The organism is Rhodococcus sp. Leaf233 (genome assembly GCF_001426165.1).
GTDB lineage: Bacteria > Actinomycetota > Actinomycetes > Mycobacteriales > Mycobacteriaceae > Rhodococcoides > Rhodococcoides fascians.
This window is the reverse complement of sequence record NZ_LMRO01000010.1, coordinates 277,303-294,236: the sequence shown is the minus strand read 5'-3', so window position 1 is coordinate 294,236 and position 16,934 is coordinate 277,303. Positions and strand designations below refer to the sequence as shown.

The 16,934-nt window shown below is 64.8% G+C and carries 19 protein-coding genes; 17 read left to right on the top strand and 2 right to left on the bottom strand.

Going from position 1 to position 16,934, the window contains the following annotated elements:
- Positions 1 to 16: 16 nt before the first annotated feature.
- Genes rpsP through trmD form a run of 4 tightly spaced genes read left to right on the top strand, consistent with a single transcriptional unit; the run spans position 17 to position 1,974 of the window.
- The gene (rpsP, locus tag ASH04_RS17025) at positions 17 to 496 is read left to right on the top strand and encodes a 30S ribosomal protein S16 (RefSeq protein ID WP_032372627.1); all 480 of its coding nucleotides are present in this window, start codon (positions 17 to 19) and stop codon (positions 494 to 496) included.
- Entirely contained in the window at positions 493 to 735 is a 243-nt protein-coding gene (locus ASH04_RS17020) for an RNA-binding protein (protein WP_027496687.1), read from the top strand. Before rpsP ends, ASH04_RS17020 begins: the two co-directional genes overlap by 4 nt.
- A gap of 15 nt (positions 736 to 750) precedes the next feature.
- On the top strand, positions 751 to 1,290 hold the full coding sequence (gene rimM, locus ASH04_RS17015; RefSeq protein ID WP_027496688.1) for a ribosome maturation factor RimM: 540 nt from the start codon (positions 751 to 753) through the stop codon (positions 1,288 to 1,290).
- A gap of 3 nt (positions 1,291 to 1,293) precedes the next feature.
- A complete protein-coding gene (trmD, locus tag ASH04_RS17010) occupies positions 1,294 to 1,974 on the top strand; it encodes a tRNA (guanosine(37)-N1)-methyltransferase TrmD (RefSeq protein WP_057474104.1) in 681 nt (226 codons plus the stop codon).
- A gap of 5 nt (positions 1,975 to 1,979) precedes the next feature.
- On the opposite strand, the gene ASH04_RS17005 is transcribed toward trmD, so the two are convergent.
- Positions 1,980 to 2,936, bottom strand: a complete 957-nt coding sequence (locus tag ASH04_RS17005; protein WP_052057248.1) for a serine hydrolase — start codon at positions 2,934 to 2,936, stop codon at positions 1,980 to 1,982.
- 68 nt (positions 2,937 to 3,004) lie between these two features.
- Between ASH04_RS17005 and ASH04_RS17000 the strand changes: the two genes are divergently transcribed.
- From ASH04_RS17000 to ASH04_RS16940, 13 genes are all read left to right on the top strand, one after another.
- Entirely contained in the window at positions 3,005 to 5,356 is a 2,352-nt protein-coding gene (locus ASH04_RS17000; protein ID WP_032370789.1) for a Tex family protein, read from the top strand.
- A 107-nt stretch (positions 5,357 to 5,463) separates the two neighbouring features.
- Positions 5,464 to 6,327 carry a hypothetical protein gene (locus ASH04_RS16995; protein WP_371828191.1) on the top strand — a complete coding sequence of 288 codons (864 nt, stop codon included), beginning with the start codon at positions 5,464 to 5,466 and terminating at the stop codon, positions 6,325 to 6,327.
- Positions 6,328 to 6,460: 133 nt separating this feature from the next.
- Positions 6,461 to 6,802, top strand: a complete 342-nt coding sequence (rplS, locus tag ASH04_RS16990; protein WP_027496692.1) for a 50S ribosomal protein L19 — start codon at positions 6,461 to 6,463, stop codon at positions 6,800 to 6,802.
- A gap of 184 nt (positions 6,803 to 6,986) precedes the next feature.
- Positions 6,987 to 7,778 (top strand): signal peptidase I, encoded by a 792-nt coding sequence (lepB, locus tag ASH04_RS16985; protein ID WP_032383412.1) that lies wholly within the window; start codon positions 6,987 to 6,989, stop codon positions 7,776 to 7,778.
- Positions 7,775 to 8,536, top strand: coding sequence for a ribonuclease HII (locus tag ASH04_RS16980; RefSeq protein ID WP_082519304.1), 762 nt, complete (start codon positions 7,775 to 7,777; stop codon positions 8,534 to 8,536). The genes lepB and ASH04_RS16980 overlap by 4 nt, the downstream gene beginning before the upstream one ends.
- Before the next feature lie 37 nt (positions 8,537 to 8,573).
- Positions 8,574 to 8,879: a DUF2469 domain-containing protein gene (locus ASH04_RS16975; protein ID WP_008717288.1), complete on the top strand. Its 306-nt coding sequence runs from the start codon at positions 8,574 to 8,576 to the stop codon at positions 8,877 to 8,879.
- Positions 8,880 to 9,276: 397 nt separating this feature from the next.
- Entirely contained in the window at positions 9,277 to 9,621 is a 345-nt protein-coding gene (locus ASH04_RS16970) for a histone-like nucleoid-structuring protein Lsr2 (RefSeq protein ID WP_027496695.1), read from the top strand.
- Between the two features lie 351 nt (positions 9,622 to 9,972).
- Complete coding sequence (locus tag ASH04_RS16965) at positions 9,973 to 10,329, top strand: YraN family protein (RefSeq protein WP_057474175.1); 357 nt, start codon at positions 9,973 to 9,975, stop codon at positions 10,327 to 10,329.
- Positions 10,329 to 11,834, top strand: a complete 1,506-nt coding sequence (locus tag ASH04_RS16960; protein ID WP_027496697.1) for a YifB family Mg chelatase-like AAA ATPase — start codon at positions 10,329 to 10,331, stop codon at positions 11,832 to 11,834. The genes ASH04_RS16965 and ASH04_RS16960 overlap by 1 nt, the downstream gene beginning before the upstream one ends.
- Positions 11,831 to 12,952, top strand: coding sequence for a DNA-processing protein DprA (dprA, locus tag ASH04_RS16955; RefSeq protein WP_057474102.1), 1,122 nt, complete (start codon positions 11,831 to 11,833; stop codon positions 12,950 to 12,952). Before ASH04_RS16960 ends, dprA begins: the two co-directional genes overlap by 4 nt.
- Before the next feature lie 98 nt (positions 12,953 to 13,050).
- Positions 13,051 to 13,833: a siderophore-interacting protein gene (locus ASH04_RS16950; protein ID WP_027496699.1), complete on the top strand. Its 783-nt coding sequence runs from the start codon at positions 13,051 to 13,053 to the stop codon at positions 13,831 to 13,833.
- A gap of 69 nt (positions 13,834 to 13,902) precedes the next feature.
- On the top strand, positions 13,903 to 14,829 hold the full coding sequence (locus ASH04_RS16945; RefSeq protein ID WP_032366406.1) for a tyrosine recombinase XerC: 927 nt from the start codon (positions 13,903 to 13,905) through the stop codon (positions 14,827 to 14,829).
- 363 nt (positions 14,830 to 15,192) lie between these two features.
- Positions 15,193 to 16,245: a MinD/ParA family ATP-binding protein gene (locus ASH04_RS16940; RefSeq protein WP_057474174.1), complete on the top strand. Its 1,053-nt coding sequence runs from the start codon at positions 15,193 to 15,195 to the stop codon at positions 16,243 to 16,245.
- 3 nt (positions 16,246 to 16,248) lie between these two features.
- Here the strand turns inward: ASH04_RS16940 and ASH04_RS16935 are convergent, their stop codons facing one another.
- Positions 16,249 to 16,749: a M23 family metallopeptidase gene (locus ASH04_RS16935; protein WP_057474101.1), complete on the bottom strand. Its 501-nt coding sequence runs from the start codon at positions 16,747 to 16,749 to the stop codon at positions 16,249 to 16,251.
- Positions 16,750 to 16,934: the final 185 nt, after the last annotated feature.

Below are 16,934 nucleotides of genomic sequence, written 5' to 3'. Positions count from 1 at the left end.
AAGGCTTCACCAGAACATGGCCGTCAAGATCAAGCTCATGCGTATCGGCAAGATCCGCACCCCGCATTACCGCGTCGTCATTTCCGACGCCCGCACCCGCCGTAACGGCCGTGCAATCGAGACCATCGGGACGTACGAGCCCAAGCAGGACCCCAGCGTCATCGAGATCAACTCCGAGCGTGCGCAGTACTGGCTGGGCGTCGGCGCGCAGCCGACCGAGCCCGTCGAGGCACTGCTGAAGATCACCGGCGACTGGCAGAAGTTCAAGGGCCTACCCGGCACCGAGGGCACCCTCCGCGTCGCCGAGCCCAAGCCGTCCAAGCTCGACCTCTTCAACGCTGCGCTGGCGCAGGCGGATTCCGAGCCCCAGGGCGAGGCCACCACCGCCAAGAAGAAGAAGGCACCGAAGTCGGACGATTCCGCTGCCGCGGACACCACCGACGCTGCAGCAACCGAGACGGCAAACGCGCCGGCCGCCGAGGCTGCTGAGAAGTGAGTGCCGTTGTCGCCGATGCCGTCGAACATCTCGTTCGCGGCATCGTCGCCAATCCCGATGACGTTCGCGTCGAGATGATCACCGGCCGTCGTGGACGCACCGTGGAAGTTCACGTGCACCCCGACGACCTGGGCAAGGTCATCGGACGCGGTGGTCGCACCGCTACGGCGCTGCGCACTCTCGTCTCCGGAATCGGTGGTCGCGGCATCCGAGTCGACGTCGTCGACACGGACCAATAGGTCACGTAACCCATCATGGAGCTGGTCATCGGTCGTGTCGCCAAGTCGCACGGCATCAAAGGTGAAGTGGTTGTCGAGGTTCGCACCGACGACCCCGACGACAGATTCGCCGTCGGCACTGTTCTGCGTGGCCGCAAGCCACGATCGAATGCACAGCCCGTGACACACACGGTGGACGCCGTCCGGGAACACTCCGGGCGGCTTCTGCTGCGTCTGAACGGCATCGACGACAAGACCGCAGCGGACGAACTGCGCGGGATTCTCTTCGTCGTCGAATCCACCGATCTCCCGCCGTCCGACGATCCGGACGAGTTCTACGATCACGAACTCGAAGGCCTCACCGTGGTACTCACCGACGGTTCGGTCGTCGGTACCGTCCGCGAGGTCCTGCACTCGGCAGCAGGCGAACTGCTGTCCATCACGCCGAGTGCTGACGAGGAATCCGGTCGTTCCGAGATACTCGTACCCTTCGTCTCGGCCATCGTGACCTCTGTGTCGTTGGCAGACAAGACAATCGAGATCGATCCGCCCGAGGGCTTGCTGGATCCGGAGTAGTTCGTGCGCCTCGACGTCGTCACCATCTTCCCGGAATACCTCACCCCACTGCGTACTGCTCTGCTCGGTAAGGCGATCGGTCGCGGGCTGGTATCGGTGGACGTTCACGACCTGCGCTCCTGGACCCACGACGTGCACAAGGCCGTCGACGATTCCCCGTACGGCGGCGGGCCGGGAATGGTCATGAAGCCGACCGTCTGGGGTGACGCACTCGACCACGTGCTGACCGACGAGTCGCTCCTCGTCGTCCCCACTCCCGCAGGGGTGCCGTTCACGCAACGTACGGCCGAAAGATGGTCCACCGAACAGCATCTCGTGTTCGCGTGCGGTCGCTACGAAGGCATCGATCAACGCGTGTTCGACGACGCTGCACGCCGCGTTCGGGTCGAGGAAGTCAGCATCGGAGACTACGTTCTCATCGGCGGCGAGGCGGCAGTACTGGTCATGGCCGAGGCCGTCGTCAGATTGATGCCGGGCGTACTCGGAAATCAGCAGTCGCACCAAGAGGATTCGTTCTCCGATGGGCTGCTGGAAGGTCCGAGTTACACCCGGCCGGCCCGATGGCGAGAACTCGACGTCCCCGAGATTCTGTTGTCCGGCGACCACGCGAAGATCGCCGCCTGGCGTCGAGAACAATCTCTGCGCAGAACAGCGGACCGACGCCCGGATCTACTGACGGACTGACGTTTTCAGCTGATTCTGCCGTCGGGGAACAACATCGACACGAAGCCGGTCAGGGTGTCCCGTGCGTGCAGTGCGCTGGCGTCGTCGCTCACGTCGACGACGGCCGTGTCCGGGTAACTTTCCATGTCGTCGGCGTAGAAGATGTCTTCACGGGACGACAGGGCCAGTACGTAGCGATTGTCCGCGCCGATGGTTCCCGTCGACAGATGGACCCAGCGATCGGACACGCAGCACATCCAGCCCTGCTTGACTGCATGCACGGTCTCGCCAGGTAAGCCGTCGACGATCCCGAAGTGTTGCTTGTAGCCGTCGGCAGCTACGGGGGCCGAGCGTCGCAGCATTCCGATGATGATGTCGGTCGACGCGGTGGTCAGGCCGCCGCTGCCGTTCAGCAGCCCGGCGTAGTAGCCGACCAGGTCACTGGGAGTCGTTTCCGTGTTGTACCACTGGTCGTCGCCGGGAGCGTCGGTGTTCCTCAGGGCATATCGCGCCGCGACTGCGCGGACGATCTCGGACGAACCGTATCGATACCAGAGCGTGTATGCGGCATTGTCGTCGGAGAACTCGAGCATGCTGGTCATCGTGGCCAGCTCGTCGGCGGAGACGGGGCGGTTCTGCGACTGCGCCTCGAACATCACCTCGTCGGCAATGAAGAGCTTGGAGACCGACGCCGTTTCGATCGGCTCGTCGGCATCGCTGCTGTAGTAGGAACCGGTCTCTCGATCCAGCAACGCGAAGTTCACATCGGCACCTCGGGCTTGCGCCGATTCCACCGCCATCGGAATACGCGCTTCCAAGGCCACGCCGTCGACCTTCTGGATATCCGGGAACGGTGATGCCGATGTCTCGGCCGAATCCCTGCCACCGGGATCGCCGGCCTGATCATCGGGCGGTACGGAGCACGCGCTCAGGACCAACAGTGCTGCGCAGGTGGCGGTCAGTAACCGAGCCCCCCTGACCATCTACAGAACTCTCCCGCACATAGAACCGCTGACCGACCTGTCCCACACTAGCGGTAGGGTCCATCGCCGTGACCACTGCTCTGAAATCTGTGAACAAGCGCATAGCCGAAGAACTCGATGTTCGCGAAGAACAGGTTCGTGCCGCTGTAGAACTCCTCGACGGCGGGTCCACGGTCCCGTTCATCGCGCGCTACCGCAAGGAGGTCACCGGCACACTCGACGACGCGCAATTGCGCCAACTCGACGAGCGACTTCGATACCTCCGAGAACTCGACGAGCGGCGAGATGCCGTCATCGAATCGATTCGTTCGCAGGGCAAACTCGACGACGCGCTCGAACAGTCGCTGATGCTGGCCGAGACCAAGGCCCGCGTCGAGGACATCTACCTGCCGTTCAAGCCCAAGCGTCGGACGAAGGCACAGATTGCGCGGGAGGCCGGCCACGAACCCGTCGCAGATGCCTTGTTCACCGATCCGTCCACCGACCCGGCGCAGTTCGATCAGGAGCAGCTCGACGGGGCACGAGCAATTCTCGTCGAGCGTTTCGCCGAGGATGCCGACCTGGTGGGTGAGCTGCGTGAACTGATGTGGACCTCCGGCAAGCTGGTCGCCACCGTGCGCAAGGGAAAAGAGGAGGAAGGCGCGAAATTCTCGGACTACTTCGAGTTCTCCGAACCGTTCACGAGCCTGCCCTCGCATCGCATCCTCGCGACGCTACGTGGTGAGAAGGAAGAGATTCTGTCCCTCGGGTTCGAACCCGAGCGGGACGAGCCGACTCCCGGTGTGCCCAGTGTCTACGAGGGGCGTATCGCAACCAAGTTCGGAATCGCAGATCGCGGCCGCCCGGCCGACAAGTGGCTGCTCGATACCGTTCGCTGGGCATGGCGCACCAAGATGCTGGTCACCGTCTCACTCGATACGCGCATGAGACTGCGCCAGTCGGCCGAGAAGGACGCCGTGGACGTGTTCGCGAGCAACCTCAAAGACCTGTTGTTGGCCGCACCCGCCGGAAACCGCACCACGATGGGACTCGACCCGGGCTTTCGTACCGGAACGAAGGTGGCGATCGTCGACGCCACCGGCAAGGTCGTCGACTACGACACGATCTATCCCCACAAGCCGCAGGGCAAGTGGGACCAGGCGGTGGCCACACTCGCCGGGCTCGCGGCCAAGCACAAGGTGGAGCTCATCGCCATCGGAAACGGTACGGCGTCACGCGAAACCGATTCTCTGGCAGCAGAATTGATTGCAAAATTCCCGGCGGCGAATTTGACCAAGGTGGTGGTGTCCGAGGCGGGTGCCTCGGTCTACTCGGCGTCGGCGTACGCCTCGAGTGAGCTGCCCGAACTCGACGTCTCCATCCGCGGCGCGGTCTCGATCGCTCGCAGGCTGCAGGATCCGTTGGCCGAGCTGGTCAAGATCGACCCCAAGTCCATCGGTGTCGGCCAGTACCAGCACGACATCTCCGAAACTCTGCTCGCCCGTTCTCTCGGGGCCGTGGTCGAGGATGCGGTGAACGCGGTGGGTGTCGACGTCAACACAGCGTCGGTGCCCTTGCTGTCGAGGGTCTCCGGTATCGCCGGTTCGCTCGCCGAGAGCATCGTGGCGCACCGCGACCAGAACGGTCCGTTCGCCAGCCGCAGTACCCTCAAGGACGTACCGCGCTTGGGTCCCAAGGCTTTCGAGCAGTGCGCCGGGTTCCTGCGCATCTCCGGGGGAGAGGATCCACTCGACCGCTCCAGCGTGCACCCGGAGGCCTATCCCGTCGTGCGCCGCATCGTCGGCAAGGCAGGCGTGGGCGTGCGCGAGGTGGTCGGCAACACCGCACTCCTGCGCCGCCTCGACCCCGCGGAATTCGTCGACGAACGATTCGGGTTGCCCACTGTCACCGACATCATCTCCGAGTTGGAGAAGCCTGGACGCGACCCGCGTCCGGAGTTCAAGACCGCTACCTTCGCAGCCGGTATCGAGAAGGTCGCCGACCTGAAGCCGGGGATGACGCTCGAAGGTGTCGTGACGAACGTGGCGGCGTTCGGTGCTTTCGTCGACGTCGGCGTGCATCAGGACGGACTCGTTCACGTCTCTGCGATGTCGCACAACTTCGTCAAGGACCCGCGTGAGGTCGTCAAATCCGGCGATGTGGTGCGGGTCAAGGTGATGGAGGTCGACATCCCACGTCAGCGCATCGGCCTGAGTCTGCGGTTGGACGACGAGCCCGGTGCGAGCGGTGGCAAGGACGCACCTCGTGGGCAGCAGGGTGACCGCTCGCGCGGTACGTCCTCGAGCAAGGGCAACGGCCGTCAGAGCAATGGCGGCCAGGGCAACCGCCCGCAACGCGACCGACGCGGCGGTGGCCCCGCAGCGACACCTGCGGCAGGTTCCATGGCCGACGCGTTGCGCAAAGCGGGCTTCGGGAAGTAGCGCTCGGACTTTCCCGGTCGATGCCGACCCCGGCGGCGACGAACGAGAATAGGCTGATTCGGCGATATCCGTTGTTTCGGGCGTGCGGCGGGAAGGACGTGGAGCGCGTGAGGTGGTTGGAGCACGGTGTCGTCGAGCACGGCCGCCTTCCGTTGCTCTGCTTCCTGCTCGGCCTACTCGTGGGATTTTTGCTGATTCGCCTGAGCGTCAGAATGATTCGCGCGGATGTGAAGTGGTGGCCGGGCAACATCACCCCTGGCGGTCAGCACATTCACCATGTCGTGTTCGGAATCGTGCTGATGCTGTTGGCGGGGATCGGCCTCATCGCGGTGTACGTGGACGGGTCGCAGACGATCGGTGCCGTGCTGGCGGCGATCTTCGGCAGCGGTGCTGCCCTCGTGCTCGACGAATTCGCACTCATCTTCTATCTCCGCGACGTCTACTGGTCCGAGCAGGGCCGAACATCCGTCGATGCGGTGTTCGCAGCCGTCGCCTTCACCGGGTTCCTGCTACTGGGACTTCACCCGTTGGAGTTGCTCAGCCCCGCCGATTTCTGGGCCGATCCCGATCCCTGGGTTCGCGGAACACTCGGTGTGCTGGCACTGCTCAACCTGAGTCTGTGTGTCGTCGTGCTGCTCAAGGGCAAGATCTGGACCGGGCTGATCGGGCTGTTCGTTCTGCCCATCCTCATTCTGGCCGCCGTCCGACTCAGCAGGCCGAGTGCGCCCTGGGCGAGGTGGCGCTACACGAGCAGACCGAAGAAGATGGAGCGTGCGCTGCGGCGAGAGAAGAAGTGGCGCAGGCCGCTGATACGGGCCAAGATCTACCTGCAGGATGCGATCGCGGGCAAGCCCAGCATCGTTCATGCGGTCGAGGCCACCGAGGACGAGCTCGCGCGGACCGTGGTGCCCGCACCCCAGGCCGGAACCGTGGCCCAGTCCTCGGTCGGGGCGATTTCCTCGAACGCCTGACGGTCTGGCACAATAGGCGGGTTGCCTCTCGCGAGGCACACACCTCACTCGGAGTACGAACCAGTTGTGCCGCCCCGGTGGCGAGCCGCTCGGTTCCTCTGCTCAAGCGCAGAACGCAAGGATGGCACAACCGATGAACACCCTGGACTTTCTCGACAATCAGTCGCTGCGTAGCGACATCCCCGATTTCCGCCCCGGCGACACGCTGAACGTGCACGTCAAGGTTATCGAAGGCTCGAAAGAGCGTATTCAGATCTTCAAGGGCGTCGTGATTCGACGTCAGGGCGGTGGCGTCCGCGAGACGTTCACCGTTCGTAAGGTGTCGTTCGGCGTCGGCGTGGAGCGCACTTTCCCGGTGCACAGCCCCAACATCGCGCAGTTCGAGGTCCTCACTCGCGGCGACGTTCGTCGCGCGAAGCTGTACTACCTCCGCGATCTGCGTGGCAAGGCCGCCAAGATCAAAGAAAAGCGCTGACCCGGTCGTATCGACCGCTTCGAGCAGCAACCATGCCGCGTCACCGAACATCGGTGACGCGGCATGGTGCGTTGGAGCCGCCGCCCTGATGTTTCGGACGCACCGGTACGAGCGATGCTCGGTGAAAACGCCGCAGGCGCGGACCGACCGGCCCGCGGGCGACGGTTCCGGCTAACCTGTCCAGGTGACGCAGTCCCCACAGGATCCGACCCCACAGGGTTCGACGAACGAGCCCGACGACGAGTCTCCCCGGAACAAGCGTGCGGATCGCAAGCAGCGGTCCTTCTGGCGCGAACTTCCCATCCTCATTCTGGTAGCTCTCGTGCTGAGTTTTCTGCTTCAGACGTTCGTCGCCCGGGTCTATCTCATCCCATCCGAATCCATGGAACCGACACTGCACGGCTGCGCCGGCTGCACCGGGGACCGCATCGTCGTGGAGAAGATCGGCTATCGATTCGGCGATCCGAAGCCCGGCGATATCGTCGTGTTCCGCGGCCCCGATTCCTGGAACGACGAATTCGTCTCGCAGCGCTCCGACAATTCGGTCATCCGCGGGGCCCAGGAAGTGGGCTCTTTGATCGGAGTCGTCGCTCCGGACGAGAACGATCTGGTCAAGCGGGTCATCGCCACCGGTGGCCAGACGGTCGAGTGCTGTGACGCTCAGGGACGGGTGCTCGTGGACGGAAAGCCGTTGGACGAGCCGTACATACAGATGGATTTCCCGTTCGTTCCGGACACGATGACGTGCGACACCGAATTGAAATCGGGCCGGTGCTTCGACCCTGTCACGGTGCCCGAGGGCAACATCTGGGTCATGGGCGACAATCGCAGCAATTCGCGAGACTCGCGGTATCACGTCACCGACGAGTTCACCGGCACCGTTCCGCTGGACAACGTGATAGGTAAGGCCGTGGCCATCGCGTTGCCGCCATCGCGAACCGGCCTCCTGGACTCGCCGGACATTCAGGGTCGATGACGGCACGTCCTCGTCCCGCGCCTCGTGCGCGCGCATCTCTGAGCCGCTCGTCGTGGCCGCCGCGTCCGATCATCAGGAGGGCGGCGGGGCTGCGGACCATGGAATCGGCACTCGAACGCAACGGGCTCGGTCCGGTTGCGGGTGTCGACGAGGCAGGCCGGGGAGCCTGCGCGGGGCCGTTGACGGTCGCGGCGTGCATCCTGGGCTCTCGGTCGCACACTGCCCTCGCGGACCTCGACGATTCCAAGAAGCTGACCGAGCGTCGCCGGGAGGAGCTCTTTCCCCGGATCAAGAAATTGGCACTGGCATGGAGTGTGGTGTTCGTCGACGCGGCCGAGGTCGACCGCATCGGGGTGCACGTGGCGAACATCGAGGGAATGCGCCGCGCGGTGGCGGGCCTGGGCCTCACTCCCGGGTATGTCCTCACCGACGGCTTTCGGGTTCCCGGACTTCCGGTGCCGTCTCTACCCGTCATCGGAGGGGATGCCACAGCTGCCTGCATCGCTGCGGCCAGTGTGCTGGCCAAGGTGTCCAGAGACCGGTTGATGGTGCAGATGGACACCGACATTCCCGGTTACGGATTCGCCGTGCACAAGGGGTACAGCACACGTGCGCATTCGACCGCGATGACCACGCTCGGCCCGACCCGGGAGCATCGAATGTCCTATGCCAACGTGGCTGCCGCGGCAGCCGGTCGCTCGCGTAGCGAGGTCGACGCACTGGGGCGAATGGACTGCACCGACGACGGTGCGCCATGATTGAATTTCACGCCCGACTGGAGGATGAAAGAGACCGATGAGTGCCGAAGATCTCGAAAAGTACGAAACCGAGATGGAGCTCTCGCTGTACCGCGAGTATCGGGACATCGTCGGACAGTTCAACTATGTCGTCGAAACCGAGCGTCGTTTCTATCTCGCGAACTCCGTCGAACTCATTCCGCACAATGCCGACGGTGAGATCTACTTCGAATTGCGGATGTCGGACTCGTGGGTATGGGACATGTACCGACCGGCTCGTTTCGTCAAGCACGTGCGGGTGATCACGTTCAAGGACGTCAACATCGAAGAGCTGGACAAACCTGATCTGCGTCTCCCCGAATAGTCGGTTCCGGGTCGGATCGGCAGGTGTGCCCGGTGCCTGACGGGTGCACCTGGACGGTTCCGCTCGGCGGATTCCCCGTGTGAAGTGTTCCGAAGCGCACCGATCAGCGAAAAGCTGGACAACCGACCGAATAATTCCGCGTGTGCTGTTTCGGGCTGGGGCCCGTTGCCGTGTTACGTCGAGCGCGGGAGAATCGTCGAAATGTGAGCGCCGAATTCTGTTGTCTCCCATAGTGTTTCGATTTAATGATGCAAATAGCTTCTGGTATTCACACGTTTTCGTACCGAATGTTTTCGACCCTACGCCGATGTGAACATCGTTGGGTCTTTGCCTCGGTCCGATAATCGGTGGTAGAACTTGAATTACCACATTCTCCCAGACGCGTAAGAGGTACGAGATGGCACGCAAGACGCTTGTCCAGATGATCGACGATGTCGACGGTTCAGTAATCAAAGAAGGCCAGGGGGAGTCGATCGAATTCGGTATCGGTGGAAACCAGTACCGCATCGACTTGAATCTCAAGCATGCGAACGAACTGCACGAGCAGCTGGCTTTCTGGATCGAGCACGCCGAGAAGATTTCCGGTCGCCGCCCCCGTAAGACCGGTGCCGCGCCGGCACCGGCTCGAGGAAAGGTCGATCTGCAGGACATCAGAGCGTGGGCTCGCGAGAACGGCCACGAGGTCAGCGCCCGAGGTCGAATCAGCCAGGAAGTTCAGGCCGCCTACGAGGCTGCGCACTGACCGCCTCCCAGCCTTGATATGCCCGCTGTCTTCGGTCAGCGGTAGTTCGGTCATCGAATTCGATTACCGATTCCGTGCTTCAGCTCCGTCCGTGCGGTAATCCGGACGGAGCTTTTGCATGTTCGAACCATTTGTCGGGCGATCGACAGGGCATGAACGCCGGTAAGCACACAGGTACGACAAAACAGGTGTTTCGGCCCTGCGATTCGACGGTTCTCTCCACAGGATTGCGCGTGTCCACAGGGCAATGCGGCACCTGCACTTTCTCGGAATCACCTCCTTTCGGTCGTGTCACCGTCATGGCGACCGGATCCGGCCGTGCTGTGCGGCCGCAGAGTGGAGGAATTCGACATGCCGACCAATCAAGAACTCGGGGCCCGCGGTGAGGACCTTGCTGCACGCCATCTCGAGCACATCGGCCTGGAGGTGATCGAGCGGAATTGGCGGCATCGTTCGGGGGAGCTCGACATCATTGCGCGCGAGGGCGAGACGATGGTGTTCGTCGAAGTCAAAACGCGTTCGGGAATCGGTTACGGAACGCCGGCGGAAGCGGTGACGTACACCAAGCAGACTCGGATCAGAGGATTCGCGTTGCAGTGGCTTTCGCTTCGCGGAGGGCCGTGGGTCCACATCCGATTCGACGTGATCGCCATCGTGATCGGTCGCGGTGACGACCCTGTTCTCACTCACGTCAGGGCGGCGTTCTGATGCCCCTGGGACGAGCCCATTCGGTGGCGGTCAACGGCGTCGACGGAGTATTGGTGGAGATCGAAGCCGATATCGGTCAGGGTCTTCCGGGGACCCATCTGGTAGGACTGCCCGATACCGCGCTGAACGAATCGCGTGATCGGGTCAAGGCCGCGGTGAAGAATTCGGGTGGTACCTGGCCGGACAGTCGAGTGATTCTCGCGTTGTCTCCGGCGACGTTGCCCAAGGGTGGCTCGGTGTACGACCTCGCGCTGGCATTGTCGGTCCTCGACGCCGCCAAGGCCATTCCGCGGGGAAGCCTGTCGGAGACGGTGTTTCTGGGTGAGTTGGCTCTGGACGGCAGGTTGCGTGCGGTCCGCGGGGTACTGCCCGGAGTGCTCGCGGTGAAGGCGGCGGGGTGGCAGCGGGTGGTGGTGCCGAGTCGGTGTCTGCCCGAAGCGGGTCTGGTGGACGGTATCGAGGTGTTGGGTGCCGATTGCCTGGCGGATGTCGTTGCGTGGCTTCGTGGTGAGCAGGCGCTGGAATCGCCCACCCCCACCGACTGGCATCAGGAGAGCTATCCGGATCTCAGTGACGTTGCCGGTCAGGCGGATGCCCGATGGGCGTTGGAGGTCGCTGCGGCCGGTGCGCATCACATCATGTTGACCGGCCCACCGGGAATCGGGAAAACAATGCTCGCGCAACGTCTTCCGGGGATTCTCCCGCCGCTCACCGAGTCCGAGGCGCTGGAGGTGACCGCGATCCATTCGGTGGCGGGGCTGCTGACGAGTGCGCGGCCGCTGATCACATCGCCGCCGTTCATCGCCCCACACCATTCGACGTCGGTGAGCGCGTTGGTCGGAGGAGGTACCGGAATGGCCAAACCGGGCGCAGTCAGTCGCGCGCATCGCGGAGTCCTGTTTCTCGACGAATGCGCCGAGATGAGCATCCGGGTACTCGAAGCGCTGCGAACCCCACTCGAAGACGGTGAAATTCGGATTGCGCGTCGAGACGGGGTGGCCCGGTACCCGGCGAGGTTCCAACTCGTCCTGGCGGCCAATCCGTGTCCGTGCGCCCCGGCGCGGCAGGCCGACTGCGTGTGCGCGCCCACTGCTCGCCGCAAGTACTTGGGAAAACTGTCCGGACCGCTCCTCGACCGGGTCGATCTCCGAATTCAGATGATGGGAGTCGCGACCGGGGCGCTGGTCGATGACATCGGAGAAGGAACGGCCGATATTCGCGCCCGCGTGACGGGAGCGAGGGATGCTGCCGCTCATCGTTGGTCGGAGTTCGGGTGGAGGACCAATGCGGAAGTGCCCGGACCCGCGCTGCGTCAACGGTTTCGGCTCGCTCGGTCGACGCTGGTACCGATCGAGCGGGCATTGCGCAATGGATCGCTGACCGCGCGCGGCGCGGATCGTGCGATTCGGGTGGCGTGGACTCTGAACGATCTCGCCGGCGGCACCGTGCCCGGTGCAGACGAGGTCGGTGCCGCACTGGATTTTCGAGACAGGGGAGTGGCATGACCTATGACGCACGTCGGCTGGCGTGGGCGTATCTGTCCCGGGTGGCACAGGGTCCGCATCGCACGGTGACGGACCACGCCGCTGCCCACGGCCCCGAGGTCACCGCCGCAGCCGTACGCGCCGGACACTTGGGTGAGCGACTGGCAGCACGGGCTCATGTCGACACTGCAGCAGCAGATCTGGACCACATGGCCGCTCTCGGTGGACGGCTGATCACCCCTGACGACGACGAGTGGCCTGCGTGGCGTTTTCTCGGCTTCGATGGGTCCGGCCTTACCGCGGGTGTCGACACCTCGCCGCCGATCGCACTGTGGGCGTTGGGAAACCGGTCTGTCGGAGCAGACACCGAACGATCGGTGTCGATAGTCGGAACCCGAGCGTCGAGTCCGTACGGCGACCGCGTCACTGCCGAGATCTCCGCCGATCTGGCGCTGGACGGCTGGACCGTCGTGTCGGGTGCTGCCTTCGGTATCGATGCGGCAGCGCATCGCGCGGCACTCGGAGTCGAGGGGACGACGATGGCGGTGCTCGCCTGCGGCGTCGACCGGGCATACCCGGCGGGCCACTCCCGCCTGTTGCGTCAGATCGCCTCGAGCGGTGTCGTTCTCAGTGAATACGCGCCCGGAACCACTCCGGCCAAGCACCGGTTCCTGGCGCGCAACCGACTGGTGGCGGCTCTCGGTTCGGCGGTGGTGGTCGTCGAGGCGGGATGGCGGAGCGGGGCGCGCAACACCGCGGCGTGGGCGGCGAAACTGGGGCGCCCCGTTCTTGCGGTGCCGGGGCCGGTCACTTCTCCGACGTCGAAGGGATGCCATCGCATGATTCGTGAGGGTGAGGCCGTTCTGGTGTCGAGCTCGCACGATGTGGTGGCCGAGGCCGGGGCGCTCGGCTCGCCGGAGGAACCCCGTCCCGATCTGTTCCGGGAAATCGATGCGCTGTCCGAGACCGCACTGTTGATCTACGACGCGCTGCCGGCCACGGGAGCGTTGTCCACCCGTGAACTGTCGGAGAGTTCCGGAGTTCCGTTGTCGAAGGTCCGCGCCGCGCTACCGGTGATGGAGATGGACGGCTTCGTGAGCAACGACGAGACCGGGTGGGCCCGGGTGGTGCGCGGCTGAGGTGACGGCCCTACCGAGGCCCGGTGAAGGTAGGGTGTTAGGTAATGCTTAGTCGGTGCAGTGAGCATCGGCGTCGTTCGCTCGAAGAGGGGTCTGTAGTGCCGCGTAAGAAAACCACGTTGACCGTAGTGCGCACGGAAGCGCTGACCCCGCACATGCACCGGGTGTATCTGGGTGGTCCAGGCTTCGAGGAGTTCGACGCCATCGATAAGACCGATGCGTACGTCAAGCTGTTCTTCGGAACCGAGGACGAACCGATCATGCGGACCTACACCGTTCGATCCGTCGACACCGACGCGCGGGAAATCGCCATCGACTTCGTGGTGCACGGCGACGAGGGCGTCGCCGGACCGTGGGCCACACGCGCGAAGCCGGGCGACGAGATGTCGTTCTTCGGGCCGTCGGGGGCATACGCGCCTCGCCCCGACGCCGATTGGCACCTGTTCGCAGGCGACGAATCGGCTATCCCGGCCATCTCGGCTGCGGTCGAGGCCCTCCCGGAAGACGCCATCGCCAAGGTGTTCATCGAGGTCGGCGATCGTCACGACGAGATCTACATGGAGACTCTCGCAGTCGTCGACGTCACCTGGGTGCACCGGGGCGCGTCGTCGAACGAGATCGGCGACGACCGGGCCGGAGACAACGCACCGCTGATCGAGGCCGTCAAGAACACCGAATGGTTACCCGGGCAAGCGCAGGTGTTCGTCCACGGTGAGGCGCAGGCCGTCATGCACAACCTCCGTCCGTACATCCGCAAGGAACGTGGGGTCGGGGCCGAGTGGGCGTCGATCTCGGGTTACTGGCGTCGGGGGCGGACCGAGGAAACCTTCCGAGCCTGGAAGCGTGAGCTGGCACAGGCGGAGGCGGGAGTCGACGCCTGATCGCGCACCGACGTCCACCCGACGGCGTGTCCGGTTGTCGAGCGAGACGTCAGCGCCCAAGCTGAGCCGATGACCGATTCGCTGCCGCCGCACCTGGAGGTGCACGTCGAGGAGTTCGCCGAACACCTGCGCCTCGGACGGGAACGGTCGGAGCACACCATCCGGGCCTACGTTGCCGACGCGCGTTCGTTACTGGCGCACCTGGCCGCGTCCTCACCGGGCGCGACGATCGCCGATCTGGATCTGCGTGTCGTGCGCTCGTGGTTGGCGGGGTACTCGGCGGCCGGCGCGGCCCGGACATCGATGGCCAGGCGCACCTCGTCGGTGCGAACGTTCGGGGCGTGGCTCGAACGGGTCGGGGCTGTGAAGGTCGGCCCCGCGCAGCGTCTCGCGTCCCCGTCGGGTTACCGCACCCTGCCCGGAGTGCTGCGTCACGATCAAGCGACGCGAGCGCTGGACGCTGCCGAGTCGGGTGCCGCCGAACTCGATCCCATAGCGCTGCGCGATCGACTCGTCGTCGAACTGTTGTATGCGACCGGGGTCCGCGTGGGGGAGCTGTGCGGTCTCGATGTCGACGACGTGGACACCGATCGACGAGTCGTTCGGGTGGTGGGCAAGGGCAACAAGGAACGGTCGGCACCGTACGGTCTGCCGGCCGCGCAGGCACTCGACGCCTGGCTCACCGACGGCAGGCCTGCCCTGGCCGTCGATCGATCCGGACCGGCCCTGTTGCTCGGGCGTCGGGGTGGACGACTCGACCAGCGACAGGCCAGGTCGGCGGTGCATGCTGTGCTGGAGACAGTCCCCGGCGGCCCCAGCCTGGGACCGCACGGCCTCCGCCATACGGCAGCCACGCATCTGCTGGAAGGAGGTGCCGATCTCCGGGTGGTGCAAGAACTGCTCGGACATGCATCTCTTGCCACGACGCAGATCTACACTCACGTATCCGTCGAACGGTTGCGGGCGGTGCACGATCAGGCGCATCCCAGAGCATGAGCGTCGAGCTGGGCGGCGCATCGTTTGGTAGCGTCTGCCCAGGATCGACTACACCGAATACGGGGGACCGTGGACCGCGACCGACCGCAAGGTAAATCGGAGCCGTGGTCGACGCATGGCCACAGTGCGCCGGTGAACGGGGCACGACCCGGCAGTGCAGTCGACGGCAGTGCAGTCGCCGGCCGGGGTGACGATGCCGCCGGATCCGTACCGTCGGAACCGATGTCCACTCCACGCTCCACGCCCCGGCAGCCCCCGCCGTGGCAGACGCCCGATTCTGCGCAGCGACCACCCGTGCCCCCGCGGTACAACCCGCCCGTGCCGCTTCGACCGGGCCCGCCGGCCGCCTATCCCGACGCGCAGATGCCGCCCGTTCCGCCCGTCGGGGACGATCGGTCGCAGGCCCAGCCGGCCCAGCAGGCACCCTGGTCCCCGCAGCCGTGGGCAGGTGCCCCGAATCCGTATCGTCCGAGCAGTCAGGACCTGGGTGCCGAATCGCTGCTCAAACGACCCAAGCGCACCTCGTCGTCGGGGTGGCGTCGCGGTGTGCACCGGTTGACCGGTGGCGTCATCAACCCCGGCGAGTCGACGGCCGAGGAGCGCTACCGCAACCAGGTCGATCGCATACGCCAGCCGGTGCTGGGGGACTACCGCATCGCGTTCCTGTCGCTCAAGGGCGGGGTCGGCAAGACGACGACCACCCTGGGTCTGGGGTCGACGTTCGCGTCGCTGCGCGGAGATTGCGTCATCGCCGTCGACGCGAACCCGGATTTCGGGACACTCGGAGAGCGGGTACCGCGTCAGACCGCGTCGACTGTTCGCGACTTGTTGGCCGCAGCCCCGAACATTCGCCGGTATTCCGACATTCGCACTCATACCTCGCAGGCACCGAGCCGACTGGAAGTGTTGGCCGGTGAACGGGATCCCTCGGCGTCGGAGATGTTCGGCGAAGAGGACTATCGCGCGGTCATCGACATGCTGCAGGTCTATTACAACCTGATCCTCACCGACTGCGGAACCGGCATCATGCACTCGGCGATGAACGGGGTGCTGCAGCTGGCCAATGCGCTGGTTCTGGTCAGTTCGCCGGCCGTCGACGGGGCACGCAGTGCAGCCGCGACTCTGGACTGGCTGGAACTGCACGGATACGGCCATCTGGTCGAGCGCACGGTCGTGGTGATCAGTTCGGTCCGACCGGGTTCGTCCGCGGTCGACATGAACTTGTTGCAGCAGCACTTCCTGGAACGCTGCCGCGCGGTGCTGGTGGTTCCGTTCGACGAGCACCTCGCCGAGGGGGCCGTGGTCGATCTCGAGAAGCTGCGTCCCCAGACCAGGAGCGCTTTCGTCGAGCTTGCCGCCATGGTCGCGGACGACTTTCCTGCCGCGTCCGGTCGTCACTCCGGCCCTGCACGCTGACCGTCACCGAACCGGCTCCGGCACGGGTTTCAATCTGATCGGACGGGCACGCACCAGGGCCGTCGGATCGAGGTATTCGCGGCCCCGCTTGATGCCCCAGTGCAGGCATGTCGCCGTGCAGCCGTCGTGTCCCGACGTCAGCGAACCCAGGATGTCGCCGCGTCGTACTCGTGCTCCGGCCCCGACCGCCGCCGTCACGGGTTCGTACGTCGATCGAAGTCCGCCCGGATGGTCCACCGACACCACCGGCTTGCCGGCCACGGTGCCCGCGAATACGACCGTACCGTCGGCGACGGCCAGAACCGAGGTGCCGTCCGCCGCGGCGAGGTCGACCCCGCGATGGCCGGGGAGCCAATCGTGTTCCGGGCGGTCGAACGGTGTGACGACGCGAGGGTGCGGCCGTATCGGCCACGCGAACGAGTCCGATTCGGCTGCCGCGGCCGGCGTGGTCAGCACGATCGCGGCAAGAACGCAGGCGATGCACCCGGTACGAAGAGTGTTCACTCGTCGAGGATGGCCTGTGAATGTGCTGGAAAACGAGGCCCGGCACGAATTGTGGACAACCGAAAGATTCGTCCACAGGCACCGGAATCTCTTGACAGTCGGGCCTGGTTATGACGGGGGCCGCCGCAGGTCTACACTCCTTGTTGCGGCCTGTGCGTGCACGGGTCGACTTCGCGCGTCCGCGT